The organism is Stutzerimonas chloritidismutans AW-1 (assembly GCF_000495915.1).
Taxonomy (GTDB): Bacteria; Pseudomonadota; Gammaproteobacteria; order Pseudomonadales; family Pseudomonadaceae; genus Stutzerimonas; species Stutzerimonas chloritidismutans.
Genome location: NZ_AOFQ01000032.1, coordinates 93,878 through 114,864 on the forward strand (window position 1 = coordinate 93,878; position 20,987 = coordinate 114,864).

Annotated in this window: 15 protein-coding genes; 6 read left to right on the forward strand and 9 right to left on the reverse strand. The window is 63.5% G+C overall.

Annotation, left to right across the window (positions count from 1 at the left end; genetic code table 11):
- Nucleotides 1-39 precede the first annotated feature (39 nt).
- The 8 genes from F753_RS36320 to xthA all read right to left on the reverse strand — a co-directional run bounded on the left by F753_RS36320 (nucleotide 40) and on the right by xthA (nucleotide 8,944).
- A complete protein-coding gene (locus tag F753_RS36320; RefSeq protein WP_023445334.1) occupies nucleotides 40-1,143 on the reverse strand; it encodes an ABC transporter ATP-binding protein in 1,104 nt (367 codons plus the stop codon).
- A gap of 38 nt (nucleotides 1,144-1,181) precedes the next feature.
- Entirely contained in the window at nucleotides 1,182-2,015 is an 834-nt protein-coding gene (locus F753_RS36325) for a carbohydrate ABC transporter permease (protein ID WP_023445335.1), read from the reverse strand.
- A 10-nt stretch (nucleotides 2,016-2,025) separates the two neighbouring features.
- The gene (locus F753_RS36330; protein ID WP_023445336.1) at nucleotides 2,026-2,970 is read right to left on the reverse strand and encodes a carbohydrate ABC transporter permease; all 945 of its coding nucleotides are present in this window, start codon (nucleotides 2,968-2,970) and stop codon (nucleotides 2,026-2,028) included.
- Nucleotides 2,971-3,062: 92 nt separating this feature from the next.
- Nucleotides 3,063-4,370: an ABC transporter substrate-binding protein gene (locus tag F753_RS36335; protein WP_023445337.1), complete on the reverse strand. Its 1,308-nt coding sequence runs from the start codon at nucleotides 4,368-4,370 to the stop codon at nucleotides 3,063-3,065.
- A gap of 297 nt (nucleotides 4,371-4,667) precedes the next feature.
- On the reverse strand, nucleotides 4,668-5,573 hold the full coding sequence (locus F753_RS36340; RefSeq protein WP_031297659.1) for an AraC family transcriptional regulator: 906 nt from the start codon (nucleotides 5,571-5,573) through the stop codon (nucleotides 4,668-4,670).
- 66 nt (nucleotides 5,574-5,639) lie between these two features.
- Nucleotides 5,640-6,572: a carbohydrate kinase family protein gene (locus tag F753_RS36345; protein WP_023445338.1), complete on the reverse strand. Its 933-nt coding sequence runs from the start codon at nucleotides 6,570-6,572 to the stop codon at nucleotides 5,640-5,642.
- Between the two features lie 99 nt (nucleotides 6,573-6,671).
- Nucleotides 6,672-8,036: a substrate-binding domain-containing protein gene (locus F753_RS36350; RefSeq protein ID WP_023445339.1), complete on the reverse strand. Its 1,365-nt coding sequence runs from the start codon at nucleotides 8,034-8,036 to the stop codon at nucleotides 6,672-6,674.
- 95 nt (nucleotides 8,037-8,131) lie between these two features.
- Nucleotides 8,132-8,944, reverse strand: coding sequence for an exodeoxyribonuclease III (gene xthA, locus F753_RS36355; protein WP_023445340.1), 813 nt, complete (start codon nucleotides 8,942-8,944; stop codon nucleotides 8,132-8,134).
- A gap of 253 nt (nucleotides 8,945-9,197) precedes the next feature.
- Here xthA and F753_RS36360 point away from each other — a divergent pair, with 253 nt between their 5' ends.
- The 6 genes from F753_RS36360 to F753_RS36385 all read left to right on the forward strand — a co-directional run bounded on the left by F753_RS36360 (nucleotide 9,198) and on the right by F753_RS36385 (nucleotide 19,375).
- Entirely contained in the window at nucleotides 9,198-9,833 is a 636-nt protein-coding gene (locus tag F753_RS36360; RefSeq protein WP_014820178.1) for a GNAT family N-acetyltransferase, read from the forward strand.
- 195 nt (nucleotides 9,834-10,028) lie between these two features.
- Nucleotides 10,029-11,711 (forward strand): autotransporter assembly complex protein TamA, encoded by a 1,683-nt coding sequence (locus F753_RS36365; RefSeq protein ID WP_209320148.1) that lies wholly within the window; start codon nucleotides 10,029-10,031, stop codon nucleotides 11,709-11,711.
- On the forward strand, nucleotides 11,711-15,388 hold the full coding sequence (locus F753_RS36370; protein WP_023445342.1) for a translocation/assembly module TamB domain-containing protein: 3,678 nt from the start codon (nucleotides 11,711-11,713) through the stop codon (nucleotides 15,386-15,388). Before F753_RS36365 ends, F753_RS36370 begins: the two co-directional genes overlap by 1 nt.
- A 502-nt stretch (nucleotides 15,389-15,890) precedes the next feature.
- Nucleotides 15,891-17,234 (forward strand): alanine/glycine:cation symporter family protein, encoded by a 1,344-nt coding sequence (locus tag F753_RS36375; protein WP_023445343.1) that lies wholly within the window; start codon nucleotides 15,891-15,893, stop codon nucleotides 17,232-17,234.
- A gap of 140 nt (nucleotides 17,235-17,374) precedes the next feature.
- Nucleotides 17,375-17,875, forward strand: a complete 501-nt coding sequence (gene tpx / locus F753_RS36380; protein ID WP_023445344.1) for a thiol peroxidase — start codon at nucleotides 17,375-17,377, stop codon at nucleotides 17,873-17,875.
- A 312-nt stretch (nucleotides 17,876-18,187) separates the two neighbouring features.
- A complete protein-coding gene (locus F753_RS36385; protein WP_023445345.1) occupies nucleotides 18,188-19,375 on the forward strand; it encodes an NAD(P)-dependent oxidoreductase in 1,188 nt (395 codons plus the stop codon).
- Between the two features lie 103 nt (nucleotides 19,376-19,478).
- On the opposite strand, the gene F753_RS36390 is transcribed toward F753_RS36385, so the two are convergent.
- Nucleotides 19,479-20,945, reverse strand: coding sequence for a lipid II flippase MurJ (locus tag F753_RS36390; protein WP_023445346.1), 1,467 nt, complete (start codon nucleotides 20,943-20,945; stop codon nucleotides 19,479-19,481).
- Nucleotides 20,946-20,987 lie beyond the last annotated feature (42 nt).

Sequence of the window (20,987 nt, forward strand, 5' to 3'; positions counted from 1 at the left end):
ATCTGCCGGTAAGTCAGGGCTCGGGTGGCTATGGGGCGGTCAGGCCGCCTGTTGCAGCGACTGGCCGACTGCGACGCCATTGCTGTCGAAGAGGTGGCAATGGTCGGCTTCCAATGTCAGCGACAGCGACTCGCCGTAGCGCGGGGTGAAGTCGCCGCGGATGCGCATGGTCAGCTGCTCGCCGTTGCCGGTGACCACGTGGCAGTAGGTGTCGCTGCCCAGCCGCTCGCTGACGTCGGCCTTCACGGTCAACTGGCAATTGCCTTCGCTGCCACGGTTGAGGTGTTCCGGGCGGATGCCGAGGGTGACCGGATCGCCCGCCTTCAGCGTGGCGCCGCTCACCGGCAGGAACAGGCGGCAACCGGCGTCGAGCTCGACTTCGCAGCCGCTGGCTTCGACACGGCTTGCGCGGCCCTTGAGAAAGCCCATCTTCGGTGTGCCGAGAAAGCCCGCGACGAAGAGGTTGGCGGGATTGTGGTAGAGCTCCATGGGTGAGCCGACCTGTTCGATGCGTCCGCCATTGAGTACGACTACCTTGTCCGCAAGGGTCATGGCTTCGACCTGATCGTGAGTCACGTAGATCATGGTCGCCTGCAGCTCCTGGTGCAGGCGCGACAGCTCCAGGCGCATCTGCACGCGCAAGGCGGCATCGAGGTTCGACAGAGGCTCATCGAACAGAAATACCTTGGGGTTACGCACGATGGCGCGGCCAATGGCGACGCGCTGGCGCTGGCCGCCGGACAGTTGTCGCGGCTTGCGTTCGAGCAGCGGTTCCAGCTCCAGGGTGCGGGCGGCTGCCTCGATCTTGCGCGCTACTTCCTGTTTGTCCGCACCGGCGAGATCCAGGGCGAAGGACATGTTCTTGCGCACCGTCATGTGCGGATACAGCGCGTAGGTCTGGAACACCATGGCCAGGTCGCGCTTGGCCGGGCTGACATCGGTGATGTCGCGTCCATCCAGTTCGATCCGGCCGCTGCTGACCTCCTCGAGGCCGGCGATCAGGCGCAGCAGGGTGGACTTGCCGCAGCCGGATGGGCCGACGAAGACCACGAATTCGCGATCGCGAATGTCGAGGTCTATGCCTTTGATGATGTCGTTGCCGTCGAAGCTTTTCTTCAGGTTGTGGACTTTCAGGTCTGCCATGTTAGGAATCCTCTATTGTTCTTCTCAGCTCGGCGGCGTTATTTCACGGCGCCGAACGACAGGCCGCGGACCAGCTGCTTCTGGCTGATCCAGCCGAATATCAGAATGGGGGCGCAGGCGAGGGTGGAAACGGCCGAAAGCTTGGCCCAGAACAGCCCTTCAGGGCTGGAGTAGGACGCGATCAAGGCGGTCAGCGGGGCAGCATTGGAGGACGTCAGGTTCAGCGACCAGAAGGCCTCGTTCCAGCACAGAATCAGCGACAGCAGCATGGTCGAGGCCAGCCCGCCCTTGCTGATCGGCAGAAGCACGCGAACCATTTCCTGCATCAGCGTGGCGCCGTCCATGCGCGCCGCTTCGAGGATGTCGCGCGGGATGTCCTTGAAGTAGGTGTAGATCATCCACACCAGAATCGGCATGTTGATCAGCGTGTAGATGATGATCAGCACTGCGCGGCTGTCCAGCATGCCGAACTGCTTGGCCAGCAGGTAGATCGGCACCAGTACGCCCACCGGCGGCAGCATCTTGGTCGAGAGCATCCACAACAGCGTGCCCTTGGTGCGCTTGGTCTCGTAGAAAGCCATCGAGTAAGCCGCCGGGATCGCGATCAGCATGCCCAGGGCGGTGGCGCCGAAGGAGATGGTTACCGAGTTCCAGGCGTACTTGAAGTAGCCGCTGCGGTCCTGGATCTGCAGGTAGTTTTCCAGCGTCGGCGTGAAGATGAACTGCGGCGGTGTGGCGAAAGCGTCGATTTCGGTCTTCAGGCTGGTCATCAGCATCCAGAAGATCGGGAAGAACAGCAGCAGCGCCACAGCCCAGGCGAACAGCCCGACTACCAGGGTATTGAGGCGGCGACTTTGTTTGAGCGTCAGCATCGGTCTGTCCTCAGTATTTTTCGGTGAGATTCTTGCCGAGCATCCGCACCAGGATGATCGCCGCGATATTGGCGATGACTACCGCGATCAACCCGCCGGCCGATGCCATCCCGACGTCGAATTGCAGCAGTGCCTGGGTGTAGATCAGGTAAGCAAGGTTGGTCGAGGCGTAGCCGGGACCACCGCTGGTAGTGGTGAAGATCTCGGCGAAGACCGATAGCAGGAAGATGGTTTCGATCATCACCACCACGGCGATCGGGCGTGCCAGATGCGGCAGGGTCAGGTGCCAGAAGATCGCGACGGGCCCAGCGCCATCGAGGCGGGCGGCTTCCTTCTGTTCCTGGTCGAGGGACTGCATGGCGGTCATCAGGATCAGGATCGCAAAGGGCAACCATTGCCAGGACACGATGATCACGATCGAGGCGAGCGGGTGCTGGGCAAGCCAGTCGATCGGCTGGGCACCGAAGAACTTCCAGACCGCGGCGAGAATGCCGGAGACGGGGTGATAGATTAGGTTCTTCCAGACCAGCGCACTGACCGTCGGCATGATGAAGAACGGCGAGATCAGCATGACGCGGACGATCCCGCGCCCGGTGAAGTCAGCCGCCTCAAGCAGCGCGGAAATCAGTACGCCAAGTACGACGCTGATCAGCAACACGCTGCCCACCAGGATCAGCGTGTTGGTCATGCCAGGCATGAAGCCGGCGTCGGTCAGGAAGTAGTGAAAGTTCTCCAGCCCGACGAACTCATTGTCGCCGGGATAGAGCAGGTTGTAGCGGATCACCGAAAAGTAGACGGTCATCGACAGCGGAACCAGCATCCACAGCAGCAACAGTGCAACGGACGGGCTGACGAGGAACCAGCTGGGGCCGAATCGGCGTGGCTTACGCTCGCTCGGCTCGCTTGCCGTTTCGGTGACAGGTGCCTTGGGCAAGGCTGCGGATGAGGTGGCCATGGGGGTGCTCCGGCTGTAAGAAGGCCTTAAGGGCTCGGGCGAGCCCTGTCCGGTGTTCACCTTCGGTTGAAGGGGTTACCTACTTGGGATGCTCACTTGGGATAGCCGGCGCGCTTCATTTCCCGCGTGGTGGATTGCTGCACTGCAGTCAGCATCTGCTCGACCGGCATCTGCCCGGTAAGCGCCGCGGAGAACATCTTGCCGACCTGGGTACCGATTGCCTGGAACTCCGGAATGGTCACCAGCTGGATGCCGACATAAGGAACCGGCTTGGCCGATGGCGAGGCGGGATCAGCCTGCTTCAACGACTCCAGGGTGATCTTGGCGAACGGCGCTGCGGCCATGTACTCATCGTTGTAGGTCGATTCGCGCGTACCCGGTGGCACGTTGGTGACGCCATCGGTTTCGGCAACGAGCTTGGCGTAGTCCTTGGAGGTTGCCCAGGCGGTGAACTGCTTGGCGGCGTCCTTTTGTTGCGAGCTGGTCGGGATAGCCAGCGCCCAGGAGTACAGCCAGGCGGAACCCTTGTCGGTGTCTTCCTGCGGAGCAAAGGTGAAGCCCACCTTGTCGGCGACCTTGCTTTGCGATTCGTCAGTCACGAAGGAACCGGCGACCGTTGCATCGACCCACATGGCGCACTTGCCGCTGTTGAACAGGGCCAGGTTTTCGTTGAAGCCGTTGCTTGAGGCGCCCGGTGGGCCGTACTTGCTCAACAGATCCACATAGAAGTTGGCGGCCTTGGTCCATTCAGGGCCGTCGAACTCTGGCTGCCACTTCTCATCGAACCAGCGCGCACCGAATGAGTTGGCGACCGTCGTGACCAGCGCCATGTTCTCGCCCCAACCGGCCTTGCCGCGCAGGCAGATGCCGTATTGGTCTTCGCCAGGCTTGTGCAGCTTTTCGGCGAACCCGGCCATTTGCGTCCAGGTGGGATGTTCAGGCATGTCCAGGCCCGCCTGCTCGAACAGGTCGGTGCGGTAGTAGGTCATGGAGCTTTCGGCATAGAACGGCAGGGCGAACAGCGTCCCATCTACCGACAGGCCTTCGCGTACTGAAGGAAATACGTCGTCCAGATCGTAGCCTTCTGGCAGATCCTTCATCGGCGCCAGCCAGCCCTTGTCGCCCCAGAGCGAGGCTTCATACATGCCAATGGTCAGCACGTCGAACTGGCCGCCCTGGGTGGCGATATCGGTGGTCAGGCGTTGGCGCAGCACGTTCTCTTCGAGCACCACCCAGTTGAGCTTGATATCGGGATTCTGCTGCTCGAAGGTCTTGGAGAGGCGCTGCATGCGGATCATGTCCGCGTTATTGACGGTGGCAACGGTGAGGGTTTCGGCGGCCTGGGCCAGCGCAATCGAGGCCATGCAGGCGGTACCGAGCAGCAAGTTGAATGCTTTCATTCGTGGACTCCTCTTCCAGATCAGGGCCTGGAAGCACTTATTGTTTTTGTTGTTACCCGCGTACTGCGCTACGAGCGTCTGGCAGGCATTACAACGCCGGCAGTGGCCGCGCGACAAAGCCGTGACTGCACTCGCTTCGATACTTTTTTGCACTCGCTTGACCGCGGTGGGCTGCCCGCAGCGGCACCGTCCAGACCTGTCGCAGGGCTCAAGAGCGGGGCTTTGCCACGATCATAAAGACGCAAGCGGGGTAGCGGGCGAGGAACAGGGCGCTGGAGCCGGCCGGCCGGAAGCGTATCAGCTGGCCAGGTTCTGCTCGGTCAGACGTTGTTCGACGAGGCGTCGATAGCACGATGGGGTCATGCCCTTGAGCTGCTGGAAGCGGCGATTGAAATTGGACAGGTTGTTGAAACCCGATTCGAAACAGACATCCGTGACCGGCTTGTCCTGATCGAGCAGCAGTTCGCAGGATTTGCTGATGCGCAGGCTGTTGACGAACTCGACGTAGCAGCGCCCGGTGGCGCGCTTGAAGAAGCGCGAGAAGTAGGTGGGCTTCATGCCGAGATGGCTGGCGACTTCCTCCAGCGGCAGCTCGCGCATGTAGTGTTCGAAGATGTAGTTGACCGCCATGTTGGTCCGGTCGGCCTGCTGCTCGTCGCTCAACTGTGCCGAAGTGGCGCCGGAGAGCAGCTGGTAGTCGTCGCACCTGGCAAGCAGCTCGAGCATGATCAGGAAATAGCCGAGGCGGGTGGCGCCGCGGCTGTCGGCGATCTGCTGCATCAGCTGGCGTGCCTGGGCGATGGTCTGCGGACAGCGAAACTCGATGCCGTAGCGCGAGCGCTCGAGCATCGGCGTGAAGGTCCGCAGCTCGGAGAAGACAGCGTGGCCCGCTTCGAGCATCTCGTCCGTGAAGTTGACCAGCATGTCGCGTTTGGCCACGACCTCGCCGTCCTCGACCTGGCTGATCCAGTTGTGCGGCAGGTGCGGGCCGGTGAGGAACAGGCTGTCCGGGCCGAAATTACCTACGTAGTCGCCGACGAACACCTTGCCGGAGCTGGCGACGATCAGATGCAGCTCGTACTCCTTGTGGTTGTGCCAGCGCACCAGCGGGCAGGGGAACCCGTGCTCGCGATAGATCAGCGAGTTGCCGTGGTGGTCGTCCATCAGCTCGTAGGACGGGTCGGTAATCTTCAACGCTCTCATGCAGGGTCCGTTGTCGTGAAAGGCCACGAAGGGTTATAGCTGCTGAGGGCGCAACGGCCAAACCGGTCAGACAATTTCGTATCGGTAGGGCAGGTCCGGACCACGCCGGGAACAGGTGATGGCGGCAGCGCTGCTGGCGAAGGCGAGCATGGCCTGCAGTTGCGCAGGTCCCATCTGTGCGAGCCCGTGCGGCGAGTCAAGCTGCTGTTCGGCCAGGTAGGCGAGCAACGCGGCCTGGAAGGTGTCGCCGGCTCCCACGGTGTCACGCACCGTCACCGCATGCGCGGCCACATGCAGCTGGCCGTGCTTGCGGCTGAAGAGCTGTGCGCCGTCGGCACCGCGGGTTAGCACCACCAGTTCGGCGTGATGGTCCAGCCAGCGCTGGGCGATGCTCGCTGGCGCAACGCCCGGATAGAGCAGGGCCAGGTCCTCGTCGCTGACCTTGATCAGATGTGCGCGTTCGGCGAATGCCTCGACCCGCTCGCGCCAACGTTCGAGGCTGGGTTCGACGTTGAGGCGAATGTTCGGATCGAGTGAAATCAGGCGCTGGGCATGCTCGCGATGCAGCAAGGCCAGCAGCGTATCGGCAATCGGCGGCGTCACCAGCGAATAGGAACCGAAATGGATGCCACGAATGCCAGCAGGCAGCGGCTGCAGCTGTTCGGTATGCAACAGGCGATCGGCACAGCCTTCGCCGCGAAAGCTGTAGACCGGACTGCCATCGGCGCCGATGGCGACCATCGCCAGGGTGGTCGGCGCATCGAAGATGGCGAGATGCTCGGTGGCAACACCTTCTTCCTGCAGCAGCTCTAGCAGGCACTGACCGAAATGATCGCGGGAGAGCCCACCGAGCAGCGCGGCCTGCGCGCCCAACCGGGCCAGCCCGACAGCAACGTTGAACGGCGAGCCACCTGCAACGGCTTCCAGATGCAGACGACTGCGGCTGTCGGTCGAGGCCGCGAACACATCGAAAAGCGCTTCACCACAGACGAGGTACATGGACGATTCCTGCTGGCGGAAATCGCCCGAGCTTAAACCCGGCGCCGGCACCGGGACAGTACGCCCGCGGCTGGCGGCCGATACGATCTTGCACTCGTTTCAGTACACCCAGACTTCGACGCGGCGATTCTTGATGCGGCCCGCTTCGCTGTTAGATGCCACTGGAAGTTGATCGCCCAAACCATTGATTTCCTTTACAAGGATGCCACCACGCGCCAGTTCGCGACGCACCGCCATGGCGCGCAGTTTGGACAGCAATGCAGTCCGCGCGGGATCGTTGCGGGCGTCGCCGAAGCCGACCAGCACCGCAGCGTTCATCTGCTTGTCGTGGCTGTTGAGATAGTCGATCAAACGCTGCACATCGCGTTGGGCCTTGTTGTCCAGTTGCGCGCTGCCTTCGGCGAAGCGGAAGTTGACGGTCAGTCGCTGTGCCTCCTTGGCCAGCTGCTGATAGGCCTCGGGCATCGTCGTCTGTAGCGGCAGCCTGATCGGCGCGATGGCCTGGGCCACGTAACCGGATTTCTCGACGATGGCCTGTCCTTCCGGGCTGTGCACGAAGCTCAGGAACTCGCGGGTCCATGCGGACTGCTTCTGGGGATCGGCGTAGAGGAACAGCCGGCGCGACAGCGGGTAGTCCTCGGTGGCGACCAGCGCCTGGCTCGGCGGCATGGGCTGGGAATCGCCGTCGGTGATTGCCAGCGCTTTCGACTTGCCGACGGAGGCGAGGCCGACGAAGCCGATGGCGCCGCTACGGCGGCTGACCGCCTGGGACAGGGCGTCGTTGGATTCGTAGCGCACGGCGCTGGTGGCCAATGCCTGCCCCTGACTGTTCAGCACCAGCTCCTTGAAGGTGTCGTAGGTACCGGACTGGTCATCACGCGCGTGCAGCTCGACGGCAACGTCCGCACCGCCCAGCTCACGCCAGCTGGTGATCTTGCCGGCGAACAGGCGGGCTACCTGCTCCACGCTGAGAGACTGCACCGGGTTGTCGGGATGGACGATCACCGCCAGGCCATCGATGGCGATGACCTGTTCGCTCCCGGCGCTGCGCATGTCGCCCAGGGCGGCGAGGCTCTGCGCTTCGCTCTGTTTGATCGGTCGCGAAGCAGCGGCGAGATCGGCAGTACCGTCTTTCAGCCCAGCGAATCCGGTACCGGTGCCATGCGCGGCGACCAGTGCCTGCACGGTCCGGCCGCGCTCGTCGAGGGCAGTGATGTGCTGCTCGTTTTCCTTGCCGGCCGGGGCGATGCGGACCGACTGCAGGCCCTTGGCCTCGAACAGGCCGCCCACCAGCATCGGTGCCAGCTTGGCACCCACGGTATTGGAGCCGTGGATGCGCAGTACGGCCGATCCGTCTGGCGGGGTGGGTGGGGCGGCGAGGCTGGCGCTGGAGGCGCCGCCCAGCGTGACCAGCAGCAGGGGCAGTGCCCGATTCCAGAACCGTCCAAACACACGTGACGTCATCTCGCGACCTCCTTGTAGAAGGCCGCGAGATTAAGACGGTTCGGTTACCAATAAATGACAGCGCGGGCGGCGCTGCCGGAATTGCGCAGCGGTCGTCAGCGCAGCTCGATCCACACCGGGCAGTGGTCGGAAGGCTTCTCCATCGCGCGGATGTCGTAGTCGACGCCGCAATCGATCACGCGTTGGTGCAGCGCTGCGGTGGTCAGGATGTAGTCAATGCGCAGGCCGCGGCGCGGGTCGTCCTCGAAACCGCGGCTGCGATAGTCGAACCAGCTGAAGCGATCGACGACTTCCGGGTTGAGGGTGCGGAAGCTGTCCTGCAGTCCCCAGCCCTTCAGGCGCTCGAGCCACTCGCGCTCCTCGGGGAGAAAGCTGCATTTGCCGGTGCGCAGCCAGCGCTTGGCGTTCACATCGCCGATGCCGATGTCGCAGTCCTGCGGGGAGATATTGAAGTCGCCCATCAGCGCGAGCGATTCCTCAGGGCGGAACTGCTGTTCGAGCAACGCCTGCAGGTCGGCGTAGAACTTGGTCTTGGCGGGAAACTTCACCGGATGGGCGCGGCTTTCGCCCTGTGGGAAGTATCCGTTCATCACGGTTACCTGCTGGCCACCGGCATCGGCGAAGCGGCCCCAGATGAAGCGCTTCTGCGACTCCTCGCCATCGCTGGGAAAGCCCTTGTGGATCTCCAGCGGTGCCTGGCGCGAGAGCAGGGCGACGCCGTAGTGGCCTTTCTGCCCGTGATAGTGGACGTGGTAGCCGAGCGCCTCGATCTCCGCCTGGGGGAACTGTTCGTCAGAAACCTTGGTTTCCTGAAGGCCGATGACGTCCGGCTGGTGCTTTTCAATGATCGCAGAAAGCTGGTGAGGTCTTGCGCGTAATCCATTGATATTGAAGGAAACGATTTTCATGGGATTCCGTGAAGGCTGGCTGAGGCTCAAGTGGGAAGGACACCCGGCGCGGCGCTGCCGATGCCGATCTGTCGTGGGCAAAGAACGCCGATTCTAGAGCCGCGGCGCCGTGCTTACCAAGTTTCGCGCTGAAACGGACAGCAACGGCATTGTCTTTGGAGCAGCGTGAACGGCAGGTGCTCCGGCGGCGTGGCGGGGCGGGCGAAGCGCTGCTAAGTTGCAAGCATCCCTCTGGAAAAAGCCGAGAGTTGCCATGCCGATGTCTGCCGAGGTTCGCACGCTCGATGGTGGTTATGACCGCGAAACCCGTTCGCTGCTGTATCACGCATACCGTCACGAACCGACCTTTGCCTACCTGTTCGAGGCGGACCGGCCCGGCTATCAGCAGCGCGTGCGCGCGACCGTACGGGAGCTGGTAAACCAGCATTTTCTGCAGCAGCAACCAGCACTCGGGCTGTTGCTGGACGACCGGCTGATAGCCGTCGCGCTGATTGCGCCGCCGCAACGGCGGCTGGATGTCACCGAAAGCTGGGCCTGGCGCGCGCGCATGCTGCTGACCGCCGGGTTCCGCTGCACCAGGCGCTATCTGGACTACCACGCGGCGGTACTGGCGTGTCTGCCGACCGGCGCAGTGCATCTGCTGCCGTTGCTCGGTGTGCATCCGCAGTTTCAGGGGCAGCAATATGGTGAGCAGCTGCTGCAGGCGGTGCACGAGTGGTGCGCCGAGGATGAAACCTCCCAGGGGCTGGTTATCGATACCGGCAACCCACGCTACCTGAATTTCTACCAGCGGCAGGGCTACGAGGAGATCGGCCAGATCGCCGTCGGCCCGGTGGTCGAACACATCTTCTTTCATCCGGCGCCCAGACGGATGGAAGCGGCGCGTTAGGTGTGGCCGAATTTTATCCGGGCGGGCCAGTCTGACTGGTCTGAAGCCACGCGATGTCAGCCGATGCCCACCCCACCGCAAGATCGCCTTACACACTGTCTAGCCCGCACGTTCGGGCTTGCTCGGAAACACGTGCTAGCATCGCTGGCCATGTGCAAATCGAACCGAATCGGCCCGCTGGTAGCCGCACTCGTGATGTTGAGCGGCATCCATGCCAGCGCCGCTGAACTCGACGTTCGCATCGAGCCCGAGAACCGGGCGCTCCGGGAAAATATCGAGAACTACATTGGCGACCTGGGCGACCGTGACGCGCGCGAGCTGCTGCGCTACAGCCGGGTCGCGCAGAGTCAGGCGGAAAAGGCGTTGCAAGCGCTGGGTTACTACCGCAGCCGCATCCGCACCGATGTGCGTGAGGGCGAGGAACCGGCGCTGGTGTTGCGTGTGCGAACCGGTGAGCCGGTGAAGCTGCGCAACGTCACCGTCCGCCTGGACGGGCCTGCCGCTGAGTTCTCCGGCTTTCGCGTCGCCGAACGCACCCTTCGTCAGGGCGATGTGCTGAACCACGGACGGTACGAGGAGGTGAAGCAGCAGTTTCTCAACCAGGCGTCGCGCTTCGGCTATTTCGATGGCCGCTTCACCCAGCAGCGGCTGGCCGTCGATCCGCGGGAGAACGTCGCCGACGTCGAGCTGGTGTTCGACAGCGGGCCGCGCTACCGCCTGGGCGACGTGCGCTTCGAGGGGGATTCGCCATTCGATGACGACCTGCTCGCGCGCATGGTGCCGTTCGAGACGGATACCCCGTACGACTCCGAGCTGATCGCCGAACTCAGCCAGGCGCTGCAGTCGAGCGGCTATTTCGAGGGCGTGCGCGTCGATGCCAACCCGAGCGGCGCCAACCAGCAGCGCATCCCGGTTTCGGTCGCGCTCACCACGCGCAAGCCGCGCACCTTTGGCTTCGGTCTAGGTTATTCCACCGATGTCGGCCCGCGGGTCCGGCTGGACTGGACGCGCCACTGGGTCAAACCGCAAGGCCATAGCTACGGGGCCGAGGCGGAACTGTCGGCGCCGCGGCAGAACGTCGGGTTCTGGTACGACATCCCGCTGGACCCGCCACTGACCGACAAGCTGCGCTTCGTCGGCGGCTACCAGTATGAAGAGATCGCCGGCACCGACAGCCTCAGCCGCCTGCTCAAGGTCGGGCCGGAATGGCACAGCCAGCTGCCCAGCGGCTGGTTGCGCGTGCTGTCGCTGAAGTGGCAGCACGAGGAATATCGCCTCGGGGACGATTCCGGAACCAGCACCTTGCTCATGCCCGGCGTCGCCTACAGCTACCTGCGTAGCGACAACCGTATCGATCCGAGCCGCGGCTATCGCCTGCAGTTCGAAGTGGCCGCAGCGAAGGCCGGGGTGCTTTCCGACGCCGACCTGGTCCACGCCAACGTGCAGCTGCGGGGGCTGACCACCCTGGCCCAGCGGCATCGTTTTCTCGGTCGCGTGCAGCTTGGCGGCAACTGGACCGATGAATATGTCAACGTGCCGCCGTCGCTGCGCTATTTCGCCGGTGGTGATCAGAGCGTGCGTGGCTACGATTACCAGAGCCTGTCACCGACCAACTCCGATGGCGACAAGATCGGCGGCCGCTATCAGTTCGCGGTCAGCGCCGAGTATCAGTATTCGATCGCCGAGAAATGGCGTGTCGCGACCTTCGTCGATCAGGGCAACGCCTTCAACTCGCTGGAAATTCCCACGCTGAAAAGTGCCGTTGGCGTCGGTGTGCGCTGGGTATCGCCGGTTGGCCCGATTCGCGTCGATGTCGCTCATCCGCTGGACGGCGACGGTGGCGTCCGCCTGCATTTCTCCATGGGGCCGGAACTGTGATGCGGGTACTGCGTGGGCTCGGCTGGACGCTGCTTGGGCTGATACTGCTCGTGCTCATCGTCACCGCCGTGCTGCTCGGCACCGCCAGCGGCAGCCGCTGGCTGCTGGGGCAGGTGCCGGGGCTGACGGTCGAAGCGTTCGAGGGCCGACTCGGCCAGCGCTGGCAGGCCGAGCGGCTGATCTGGGAGCAGGACGGCAGTCGTGTCGAAGTGCAACAGCCCCGTCTTGCCTGGTCACCGGCGTGCCTGCTAAAGCGCACGCTCTGCATCGACGAGCTGGTCACCGGCGACATCGACCTCAGCTTCCCGCCCAGCGAGCCTGACCCGGCGGCGGAGCCCTTCAGCTTGCCTGAGCTCGATCTACCGCTGGCGCTGCAAGTCGAACGCATCGAAATCGGCCGGGTGACGCTCAATGAAAGCGAGCAGGTGCGAAACCTGTCTCTGCAGGCAAATTGGCGTGCGGATGGCCTGGATATCCAGCGCCTCGACCTGCGCAGGGCGGATGTGGACCTGTCAGTGACTGGCCGACTGCAGCCCAGCGGTGATTGGCCGTTGACGCTGGACGGGCAGGCAGCGTTGCAGTCGCCGGACGAGCAGCCGTGGGCGCTGATGATCGCTGTGGATGGCGATCTGCGCGAGCAGCTGCAGGTGCAGGTGCAAAGCCAGGGCTATCTCGACGGCACCCTCAGCGGGCAGCTGCGGGCCCTCGATGAGCAATTGCCGGCGACGCTCCGGCTGAACGCCGACGGGTTCAAGCCGCTGCCCGATCTGCCGGACACCCTGCGCCTGAACGATCTGGAGCTGACAGCGAGTGGCAACCTGCAGGACGGCTACCGGCTGCTCGGTACCACCGAACTGCCGGGCGAGGGCGGCGCAGTGGGGCTGGCGCTGGAGGGCGTCGTCAGTCCGAGCGGAGCGCAGATCGAGATGCTCGAGCTGGATGCGGGGCAGCAGCGCGATGTGCGGCTGAGTGGCGATGTCGACTGGCAGGATGGCCTGACCGCGAATGCCGATCTGCTCTGGCGCGATTTTCCCTGGCGACGGCTCTATCCGGTGATCGAAGAGCCGCCGGTGACGCTGCGCGAGCTCCAGGCGCAGATTCAGTACGACGACGGCAGCTATCTCGGCAATTTCGAATCGGCCATGACCGGCCCGGCCGGGGATTTCACACTGAACAGCCCGGTCAGCGGCAATCTCCAAGCGGTGCATCTGCCGCAACTGCAGCTGCAAGCCGGGCAGGGCAGTGCGACGGGTTCGTTGAGCGTCGGCTTCGCCGCGGGCATCGACTGGAAAACCGACCTGACGCTGAGCGAGCTCGATCCGGCGTACTGGCTGGCCGAACTGCCGGGCAATCTCGGCGGTTCGCTGAAGAGCCAGGGCGCCTTGCGTGACGAGCAGCTGCAGGCCGAGGCGAGCCTCGACCTCGCCGGGCGCCTGCGCGGTCAGAACACTCGTCTGCAGCTGCAAGCCAACGGCGAGGGCGAGCGCTGGGATCTTCCGGTCATCGACCTGCGCATGGGCGATAACCGCGTACAGGGCAACGGCACCTGGGCACAGACGCTGGATGGTCGACTGCAACTGGAGCTGGGCCGCCTGGCGCAGCTGTGGCCCGGTCTCAGGGGGCGATTGAACGGTGAGGTCACGCTGGCGGGAACCGCAGCGGCGCCGAGCGCGCAGCTCGAGCTGAACGGTCGCAACCTCGCTTATGAGGACAATCGGCTGCGTCGCCTCAACCTGCAGGGTCAGCTATCCGATGGGGAACGTGGTCGGCTGGCGCTGAACGCCGAGCGAATCCGCGCAGGCGAGACGGACCTCGGCGCACTGCGGATCGATGCCGAAGGCACTGCGGAACGGCATCAGGCCGAGCTGCAGCTGCAAGGTCCCTTGCTCGACCTGGCGCTGGCTTTCGATGGTGGATTGCGCGGTGAGGATTGGCTTGGCCGGCTGACGCGCGGCGAGCTCAGCGCACAGCAGCAAGACTGGGCCCTGCAACGGCCGGCCACACTGCAGCGTTTCGCCGATGGCCGACTGGAGTTCGGTGCGCATTGCTGGCGTTCCGGGCCCGCCAGCCTCTGCGCGGAGAATCAGCGTCTGCTGCCGGAACCGCAGATTCGCTATCGCCTTCGCGATTTCTCACTGCAGACCCTGGCCGACTATCTGCCCGAAGATTTCCGCTGGCAGGGCGAACTGAATGCCGATATCGAACTGGATCTTCCCGCTGGCGGGCCCAATGGCCGGGTTCGGGTCGACGCCGGCCCCGGCGTGCTGCGCATTCGCGATGTGGACGAGTGGCACGACTTCCCCTATCAGACCCTGGTGCTGAACAGCCGACTGCTGCCGGAGCGGATCGACAGCCAGCTGCGCTTTCTGGGCGGCGAGCTGGGCGAGCTTGACGTGCAGCTGCAGATCGATCCGCGGCCCGCGGCCAAGCCGATCGATGGCGAGTTTCGCCTGAGTGGTCTCGATCTGTCGGTGGCGCGCCCATTCGTGCCGATGGTCGAGCGTTTGCGCGGCGAACTGAACGGCAGTGGCCAGTTGGCCGGCACCCTGCAGCAGCCGTCACTCAACGGCCAACTGCTGTTGAGTGACGGTGAGATCGCCGGCAGCGAATTGCCGACGACGTTCGAAGACCTGCGGGTGCGCATGCTGATCGAGGGTGAGCGGCTGGACATCGACGGCAACTGGCGTGCCGGCGAGCAGGGACGCGGCAGTCTGGCCGGCTCGCTGGACTGGCGGAACGAACTGGATCTGGATCTGGCGATCAAGGGCAGTCGCCTGCCGGTGGTGGTCGAGCCTTACGCCGACCTGGAAGTCGAGCCCGACCTGCGCATCGTGCTTAGCGGGCAGGACCTGGCGGTCAGCGGTCGGGTCGAAGTGCCGCGAGGAGCGATCACGGTTCGCGAGCTACCGCCGGCGACGGTCAAGGTCTCCGAGGACACGGTGATCATCGGCCGCGAAGCCGAGGAGCCGGCGACCCCGCTGGCAGTGAAGATGGACATTGATGTCGAGGTGGGCCAGGACCGCCTTCGCTTCTCCGGCTTCGGCCTGACCGCCGATCTCGCCGGCTATCTGCACATTGGCGACAACCTGGATGCACGTGGCGAGCTGCAGCTGAAGAACGGCCGATACCGAGCCTACGGCCAGCGACTGACCATCCGCCGCGCCGAGTTGCTGTTCACTGGCGTGATCAGCCAGCCGTTCCTCAACATCGAGGCGATTCGTCGTATCGATGCGGAGAATGTAATCGCCGGCCTGCGCATCACCGGCAGCGCCGAGCAGCCACGCATCGACGTGTTTTCCGAGCCTGCCATGAGTCAGGAGCAGGCACTGGCGTATCTGGTACTGGGGCGGCCGCTGGGTGCCGATACCGGGGACAGCAACCTGCTGGCACAGGCGGCGCTGGGCCTTGGCCTGGCGGGTAGCTCGTCCATCACCGGTGGTCTGGCGCAGCGCCTGGGCATACAGGACTTCCAGCTGGACACCGAAGGCACCGGCGTTGGCACCAGCGTGGTCGCTACCGGGCGGCTGACGGAACGGCTGGCATTGCGCTATGGCGTCGGCGTGTTCGAGCCGTCGAATACCATTGCGCTGCGCTATCAGCTGACGCGGCGAATCTTCCTCGAAGCCGCCAGCGGATTGGCCAGCTCGTTGGACCTGTTCTATCGCCGCGACTTCTGATCGATTGCGCGGCGCCGGAACACCGCTGGTGCGCCATGATCGAGGAGGCGCAGAGGCATGATGAAGCATTCGCGCTCTCATCGGTCGGGCGCACCAAACTGCATCAATCCGCACTGGCGGGGGCACCAGACTGGGCTACGCTGATTTCGCTTTCCATGCCATTCCTGGCTCGACTCAGTCGAGCTGTCGGGGTCTGACCGTTCGGTCTGGTTTTCGCGTCGATTCGATCATCGAATCTGGCGCGATTGCCCCGAGCCCAATGGGCGAATGCAGTGGTAGCATCCACGCTTCCGAACGTCGCGGTCATAACCGCGCAACGCTCTAGCACGAGTCTTGCAAAGCGCTCGCGGACCTCAGCGCAGCGCAAGCTCCAGAGGCGTATCGGAATCGCCGTTACCTGGTCGCTGAAAAACCACCGCCACAAGCGTCATGTTTTTCAACGGCTCCACGGTAGCGCGACCCTAACGCGAGGGAACTCGCCTATAAGAAATAAGGTGCTCGAATGGAATTTCTGAATAACCTCGTCAATAGCGTCAACGGCCTCGTCTGGGGCCCACCCATGCTGGTGCTGATCCTTGGTACCGGTCTGTTCCTGATGATCTTCCTCAAGTTCATGCCGCTGACCCGCATCCCGACCGGCTTTGCGCTGATGTGGCGCGGACGCACCAAGGGTGACGAAGCCACTGGCGAAATCAGCCCTTTCCAGGCGCTGATGACCTCGCTGGCGGCGACCGTGGGTACCGGCAACATCGCAGGCGTGGCCACGGCCATCTTCCTCGGCGGGCCGGGTGCGCTGTTCTGGATGTGGTGCACCGCGCTGGTGGGTATGGCCACCAAGTACTGCGAAGTCGTACTGGCGGTCCACTACCGTGAGAAGGACGACCGCGGCGAGCACGTTGGCGGCCCGATGTACGCGATCAAGAACGGCCTGGGCAAGAAGTGGATCTGGCTGGGTACCGCCTTCGCCATTTTCGGTGGCCTGGCCGGTTTCGGTATCGGCAACATGGTGCAGGTCAACAGCATGGCCCACGCGCTGGAAACCACCTTCTCGGTGCCGCTGTGGGCGACCGGCCTGATCACAATGGTGATCGTCGGCCTGGTGATCCTCGGCGGTATTCGCCGCATCGGTGTGGTCGCCGCCTCGCTCGTACCGTTCATGTGCCTGGCGTACCTGATCGCCGCTGCCGTGGTGCTGGTAGTCAATGCCTCGGCCATTCCGGCGGCATTCGACCTGATCTTCACCCACGCCTTCACGCCAATCGCCGCTACTGGCGGCTTCGCCGGCGCCGCGGTCATGGCGGCGATTCGCTTCGGTGTTGCCCGCGGCATCTTCTCCAACGAGGCGGGCCTTGGTACCGCTGGTATCGCTCAGGCGGCCGGAACCACCACCAGCTCGGTGCGCTCGGGCATGATCGGCATGCTGGGTACATTCATCGACACCATCATCGTCTGCTCGATGACCGGCCTGGCGATCATCTGCACCGGGGTCTGGACCAGCGGCGAAAGTGGTGCGGCGCTGTCCGCGGCAGCCTTCGAGTCGGCCATGCCGGGTATCGGTGGCATCATCCTGACTATCGCGCTGGTGGTCTTCGCCTTTACCACAATCCTTGGCTGGAGCTATTTCGGCGAGAAGTGCTGGGAGTTCCTGGTCGGCACGCGAGCCATCTGGCCGTTCCGCGTGATCTGGGTTCTGGCAGTGCCGTTCGGCGCCATTGCCCAGCTCGACTTCGCCTGGTTGTTGGCCGATACCCTCAACGGCCTGATGGCGATCCCCAACCTGGTTTCGCTGTTGCTGCTGAGTCCGGTAGTGGTCAAGCTGACCAAGGAATATTTCGCACGTAGCTGATGTCCGATAGCGACCGGTGCAGGCCAACCAGCGCTGCATCGGTCGTGCAACAGGAACAAGCCCGTGTCGACCACCCAGGTCGTGGAGCTGCGCGTTCCACGACCTTTTTTATTGCCTGTTCATATCGAGGAGCGAAGCAAATGACTGAAATCACCCTGAAAGGCACACCGATCCAAGTGGCCGGTGACTTCCCCCAGGCCGGCCAGCAGGCCAAGGCGTTCCGCTTGGTGGGCGCTGACCTTTCCGATGTTGAGCTGTCGAGCCTTGCCGGCAAGCGCAAGATTCTCAACATCTTCCCGAGCATCGATACACCGACCTGCGCCACCTCGGTGCGCAAGTTCAATGCTCAGGCTAATGCCCTGGAAAACACCGTGGTGCTGTGCATCTCCGCCGACCTGCCGTTCGCGCAGAAGCGCTTCTGCGGCGCCGAGGGGCTGGAGAATGTCATCAACCTGTCCACCATGCGCGGTGCCGAGTTCCTTAAGGATTACGGCGTAGCGATTGCCAGCGGCCCGCTGGCCGGGGTCGCGGCTCGCGCGGTAGTCGTGCTCGACGAACAGAATCGCGTCCTGCACAGCGAGCTGGTCAACGAGATCGGCAGTGAACCGAACTATGAGGCAGCCATCGCCTCGCTTGGCTGATCTGCCTTGCTACGACGAAACGGCGAGTGGCTTTCAATAGCACTCGCCGTTTCGTTTTCTGGCGACAGAAATCCATCGGTTGGTGCGAAACCGCCCGTCGTCGTCAATTAGCGTGAACCCTCCGAGACAACTACTTTCAGGCATGCCGCCCGGCTTCAGCGTCGCGGGTGTGGAGAAGTCTGCAAAAGTGGCAAATAGGCAGCTTTTCAAAAATCTTTTCGCTCAGCTGCTGTCATAGCGCTGATGCCCATTGAATGGATTCAGTTTATGCCTACCTCAGAGATCAAGAAAATCGGTGTTTCCGGAACCGGAATGATCGCCCGCGGCTTCGTGCGGCTAATCAAGAAACACTATCCGGACATGGAAATCTCGCGCGTCCTGACACGCCGGCCGCTCTCAACGATGGCTGACTTCCCGTTGGCAGACGTCCTCACCAACTCGCTGGACGAGCTGATCGATCATTCCGATCTGATTGTCGAGTGCAGCGGTGACGTGTTCCATGGGACTTCAGTCATCGAGCGCGCTTTCGAAGCGGGCTTGCAGGTGGTGACGGTCAACGCCGAACTGCAGGTGACCACGGGCTCCTTCCTGGCTGGCAGGGGTTTCCTCACCGAAGCCGAAGGCGACCAGCCAGGTTCGCTTGCGGCCCTGCATGAAGACGCGCTGCAGATGGGCTTTCAGCCGCTGGTGTACGGCAACATGAAGGGCTATCTGAACCATGATCCGTCGCCGGAAGACATGGCCTACTGGGCCAATCGACAGGGGATCAGCGTCGACCAGACCACGTCCTTCACCGACGGCACCAAGGTGCAGATCGAGCAGGTGATCATCGGTAACGGCCTGGGCGCCACCATTACCCGCCAGGGCATGGAGGGGCTGGCCTCGACCAACCTGGACGACAGCGCCAGCCTGCTCGGCATGATGGCCGAGCGAGCAGGGCAGCCAATCGTCGACTACGTCATTCCTTCCGGCTACCCGGCCGGCGGCGTGTTCCTGGTGGGCAGGCACGACGAGGATCAGGCGCAGGCAATCGAGTACTTCAAGCTGGGCCGCGGGCCGTTCTACACGCTGGTGCGTCCGTTCCACCTCTGCTCGCTGGAAGTGGGCAAGACCGTGCGCCGCGTGCTGAATGGCGGTGGTGTGCTGCTCAACAACTCGACCGAACCGACCCTCGGCGTTGCGGCCATCGCCAAGCGCGCCATGAAGCCGGGTGAGCTGATCGAGCGCGGCATCGGCGGTTTCCAGTTCCGTGGCGAGGCGATCAAGCTGGCCGAGCACCCGGATCACGTGCCGATCGGTCTGCTGCGCAAGACTGCGCTCAAACGCGCCGTCGAGCCTGGCCAGATCATCACCTTCGACGACATCGACATTTTGCCGAGTCGCGCGCTGGATATCGTGCTGGAGCAGCGCAAGCCGCGCATGACCCAGGTCGAGAGCAAAGCGTCAGACTGGACCGCACCTGGCATCAGCACCATGGGAATGCTCGCCTTCGGTGGTTGAACGACGCTCAAACAAAGAGGCCGCTGTCTGACGTCAGCGGCCTCTTTGTTTCTGTTGTCGGTGATGATCGAAAGAGCGGCGATGCAGGACCGCCGCGTTGCCGTCAGGCCTTGCGCATGGACCAGTAGCGTGGCTTGAACAGGTCGCGCTCGCCGAGCAAGGTCACGCCGGCGGCGAAACCGATCAGCACCAGGCCGATATAGACGCAGAGTTCGATAAAGCCTTGTGGCTGGGGCACGAAGTGCAGCGCGGCGGCCAGCACCGCTGCTGTCGCGGCCCAGCGCGCGAGCACAGCCACACCGGCGCCCTTGGGCGAGGCGCGATAGACGAACAAACCCATGAACAGCGCCTGCAGCGTGACACCGCTGGAGAAGGCCAGTGCCAGGCCTGCGGCGCCATAGTGCTTGTAAAGCGCGGCATCCAGGGCGATGGTCATGGCCGAGCTGATCAGCGTGATCACCAGAAACAGGCGAACCTGGTGCTGGGCGAGCAGGGCGCGGCCCCAGAGCAGGGCGAGCCCCATCGACGGCAGACCAAGCGCGTAGATGACCATCAGCGAGGCGGTTGCCTGGGTTTGCGTGGCGCCGAACTCGCCGCGCTCAAGCAATACCGCGACCACAGCTTCCGGGAAGGAGCAAAGCACGACGGTGGCCGGCACCAGGAACAGCAAGGTCGCCAGCAGCCCCTTGCGAATCACCGCGGCATGAGCGCTGTGATCCTGCTCGTTCCAGCTGGAGGAGAACTGCGGAAAGAGCACGGAAAGCACGGACATCGCGTACAGCGTCAGCGGGATGGTGACGATGCGGAAGGCGAACGACAGCATGGTGATGCTGCCTTCCTCAAGGAATGAGGCGAACATCCGCTCGGCCAAAATGCACGCCTGCTGAGCGCCAGCGGCCATCAGTACCGGGGCGAATGCCAGGCCGAACTGACTGCCGTGACCTTTTTCCAGCGGTTGCGCCTCTCCCCGCAGGTAATGAATACGGCGGTGCTGCACGACGATCAGGGCCAACTGCGGCAACAGCATGCCGAGAAAGATCACCATGCCGCTGGGTTCGAACAGCAGAATCCCGATGATGGCCCCGGCATTGAGCAGCAGGGTTCGCGTCATCGGCATGACGAACACGTTGTCCATGTTGAGCAACGCGCCCTGGCAGTACAGCGCGGCCTGTACGCCGATCAGCAGCGCGCCGACGCAGAAAACCAGTTGTCCGTTGGCGACCTGTTCCGGTGTCCAGCCCGGTGCCAGGGCGTTCAGCACCCAGTAGCTGGTCAGCAGTATCAGCAGGCAGGCCGCGCCACCGAGCAGCATGATGCGCCAGTAAAGCCAGCGTGCGACCGCCTCGAACAGCGATTGCGACTGGCTGCGCAGCTTCTGCAGGTAAGGGATCATGGCGTCGCGCAAGGCGAGGCCGAGGAAGTTCTCGAAGAACAGCGGCAGGATCAGGGCGACGAAGATGAGGTCCGCTTCCCAGCTGAGGCCGAAGGAGCGGGCGATGAACAGATCGCGAAGAAACCCGAGAAGAAAACTGGCGACGGTCAACGCCAGAATGACCAGCGATACATTCATTCCTTGATCCTTGCTGGCCATCGATGATGGCCCGTTAGCGAC

What these genes read in the sequence shown, in the direction of transcription:
- F753_RS36320 (WP_023445334.1), bottom strand. Translation starts at nt 1,143, where the DNA reads ATGGCAGACCTGAAAGTCCACAACCTGAAGAAAAGCTTCGACGGCAAC.
- F753_RS36325 (WP_023445335.1), bottom strand. Translation starts at nt 2,015, where the DNA reads ATGCTGACGCTCAAACAAAGTCGCCGCCTCAATACCCTGGTAGTCGGG.
- F753_RS36330 (WP_023445336.1), bottom strand. Translation starts at nt 2,970, where the DNA reads ATGGCCACCTCATCCGCAGCCTTGCCCAAGGCACCTGTCACCGAAACG.
- F753_RS36335 (WP_023445337.1), bottom strand. Translation starts at nt 4,370, where the DNA reads ATGAAAGCATTCAACTTGCTGCTCGGTACCGCCTGCATGGCCTCGATT.
- F753_RS36340 (WP_031297659.1), bottom strand. Translation starts at nt 5,573, where the DNA reads ATGAGAGCGTTGAAGATTACCGACCCGTCCTACGAGCTGATGGACGAC.
- F753_RS36345 (WP_023445338.1), bottom strand. Translation starts at nt 6,572, where the DNA reads ATGTACCTCGTCTGTGGTGAAGCGCTTTTCGATGTGTTCGCGGCCTCG.
- F753_RS36350 (WP_023445339.1), bottom strand. Translation starts at nt 8,036, where the DNA reads ATGACGTCACGTGTGTTTGGACGGTTCTGGAATCGGGCACTGCCCCTG.
- xthA (WP_023445340.1), bottom strand. Translation starts at nt 8,944, where the DNA reads ATGAAAATCGTTTCCTTCAATATCAATGGATTACGCGCAAGACCTCAC.
- F753_RS36360 (WP_014820178.1), top strand. Translation starts at nt 9,198, where the DNA reads ATGCCGATGTCTGCCGAGGTTCGCACGCTCGATGGTGGTTATGACCGC.
- F753_RS36365 (WP_209320148.1), top strand. Translation starts at nt 10,029, where the DNA reads ATGTTGAGCGGCATCCATGCCAGCGCCGCTGAACTCGACGTTCGCATC.
- F753_RS36370 (WP_023445342.1), top strand. Translation starts at nt 11,711, where the DNA reads ATGCGGGTACTGCGTGGGCTCGGCTGGACGCTGCTTGGGCTGATACTG.
- F753_RS36375 (WP_023445343.1), top strand. Translation starts at nt 15,891, where the DNA reads ATGGAATTTCTGAATAACCTCGTCAATAGCGTCAACGGCCTCGTCTGG.
- tpx (WP_023445344.1), top strand. Translation starts at nt 17,375, where the DNA reads ATGACTGAAATCACCCTGAAAGGCACACCGATCCAAGTGGCCGGTGAC.
- F753_RS36385 (WP_023445345.1), top strand. Translation starts at nt 18,188, where the DNA reads ATGATCGCCCGCGGCTTCGTGCGGCTAATCAAGAAACACTATCCGGAC.
- F753_RS36390 (WP_023445346.1), bottom strand. Translation starts at nt 20,945, where the DNA reads ATGAATGTATCGCTGGTCATTCTGGCGTTGACCGTCGCCAGTTTTCTT.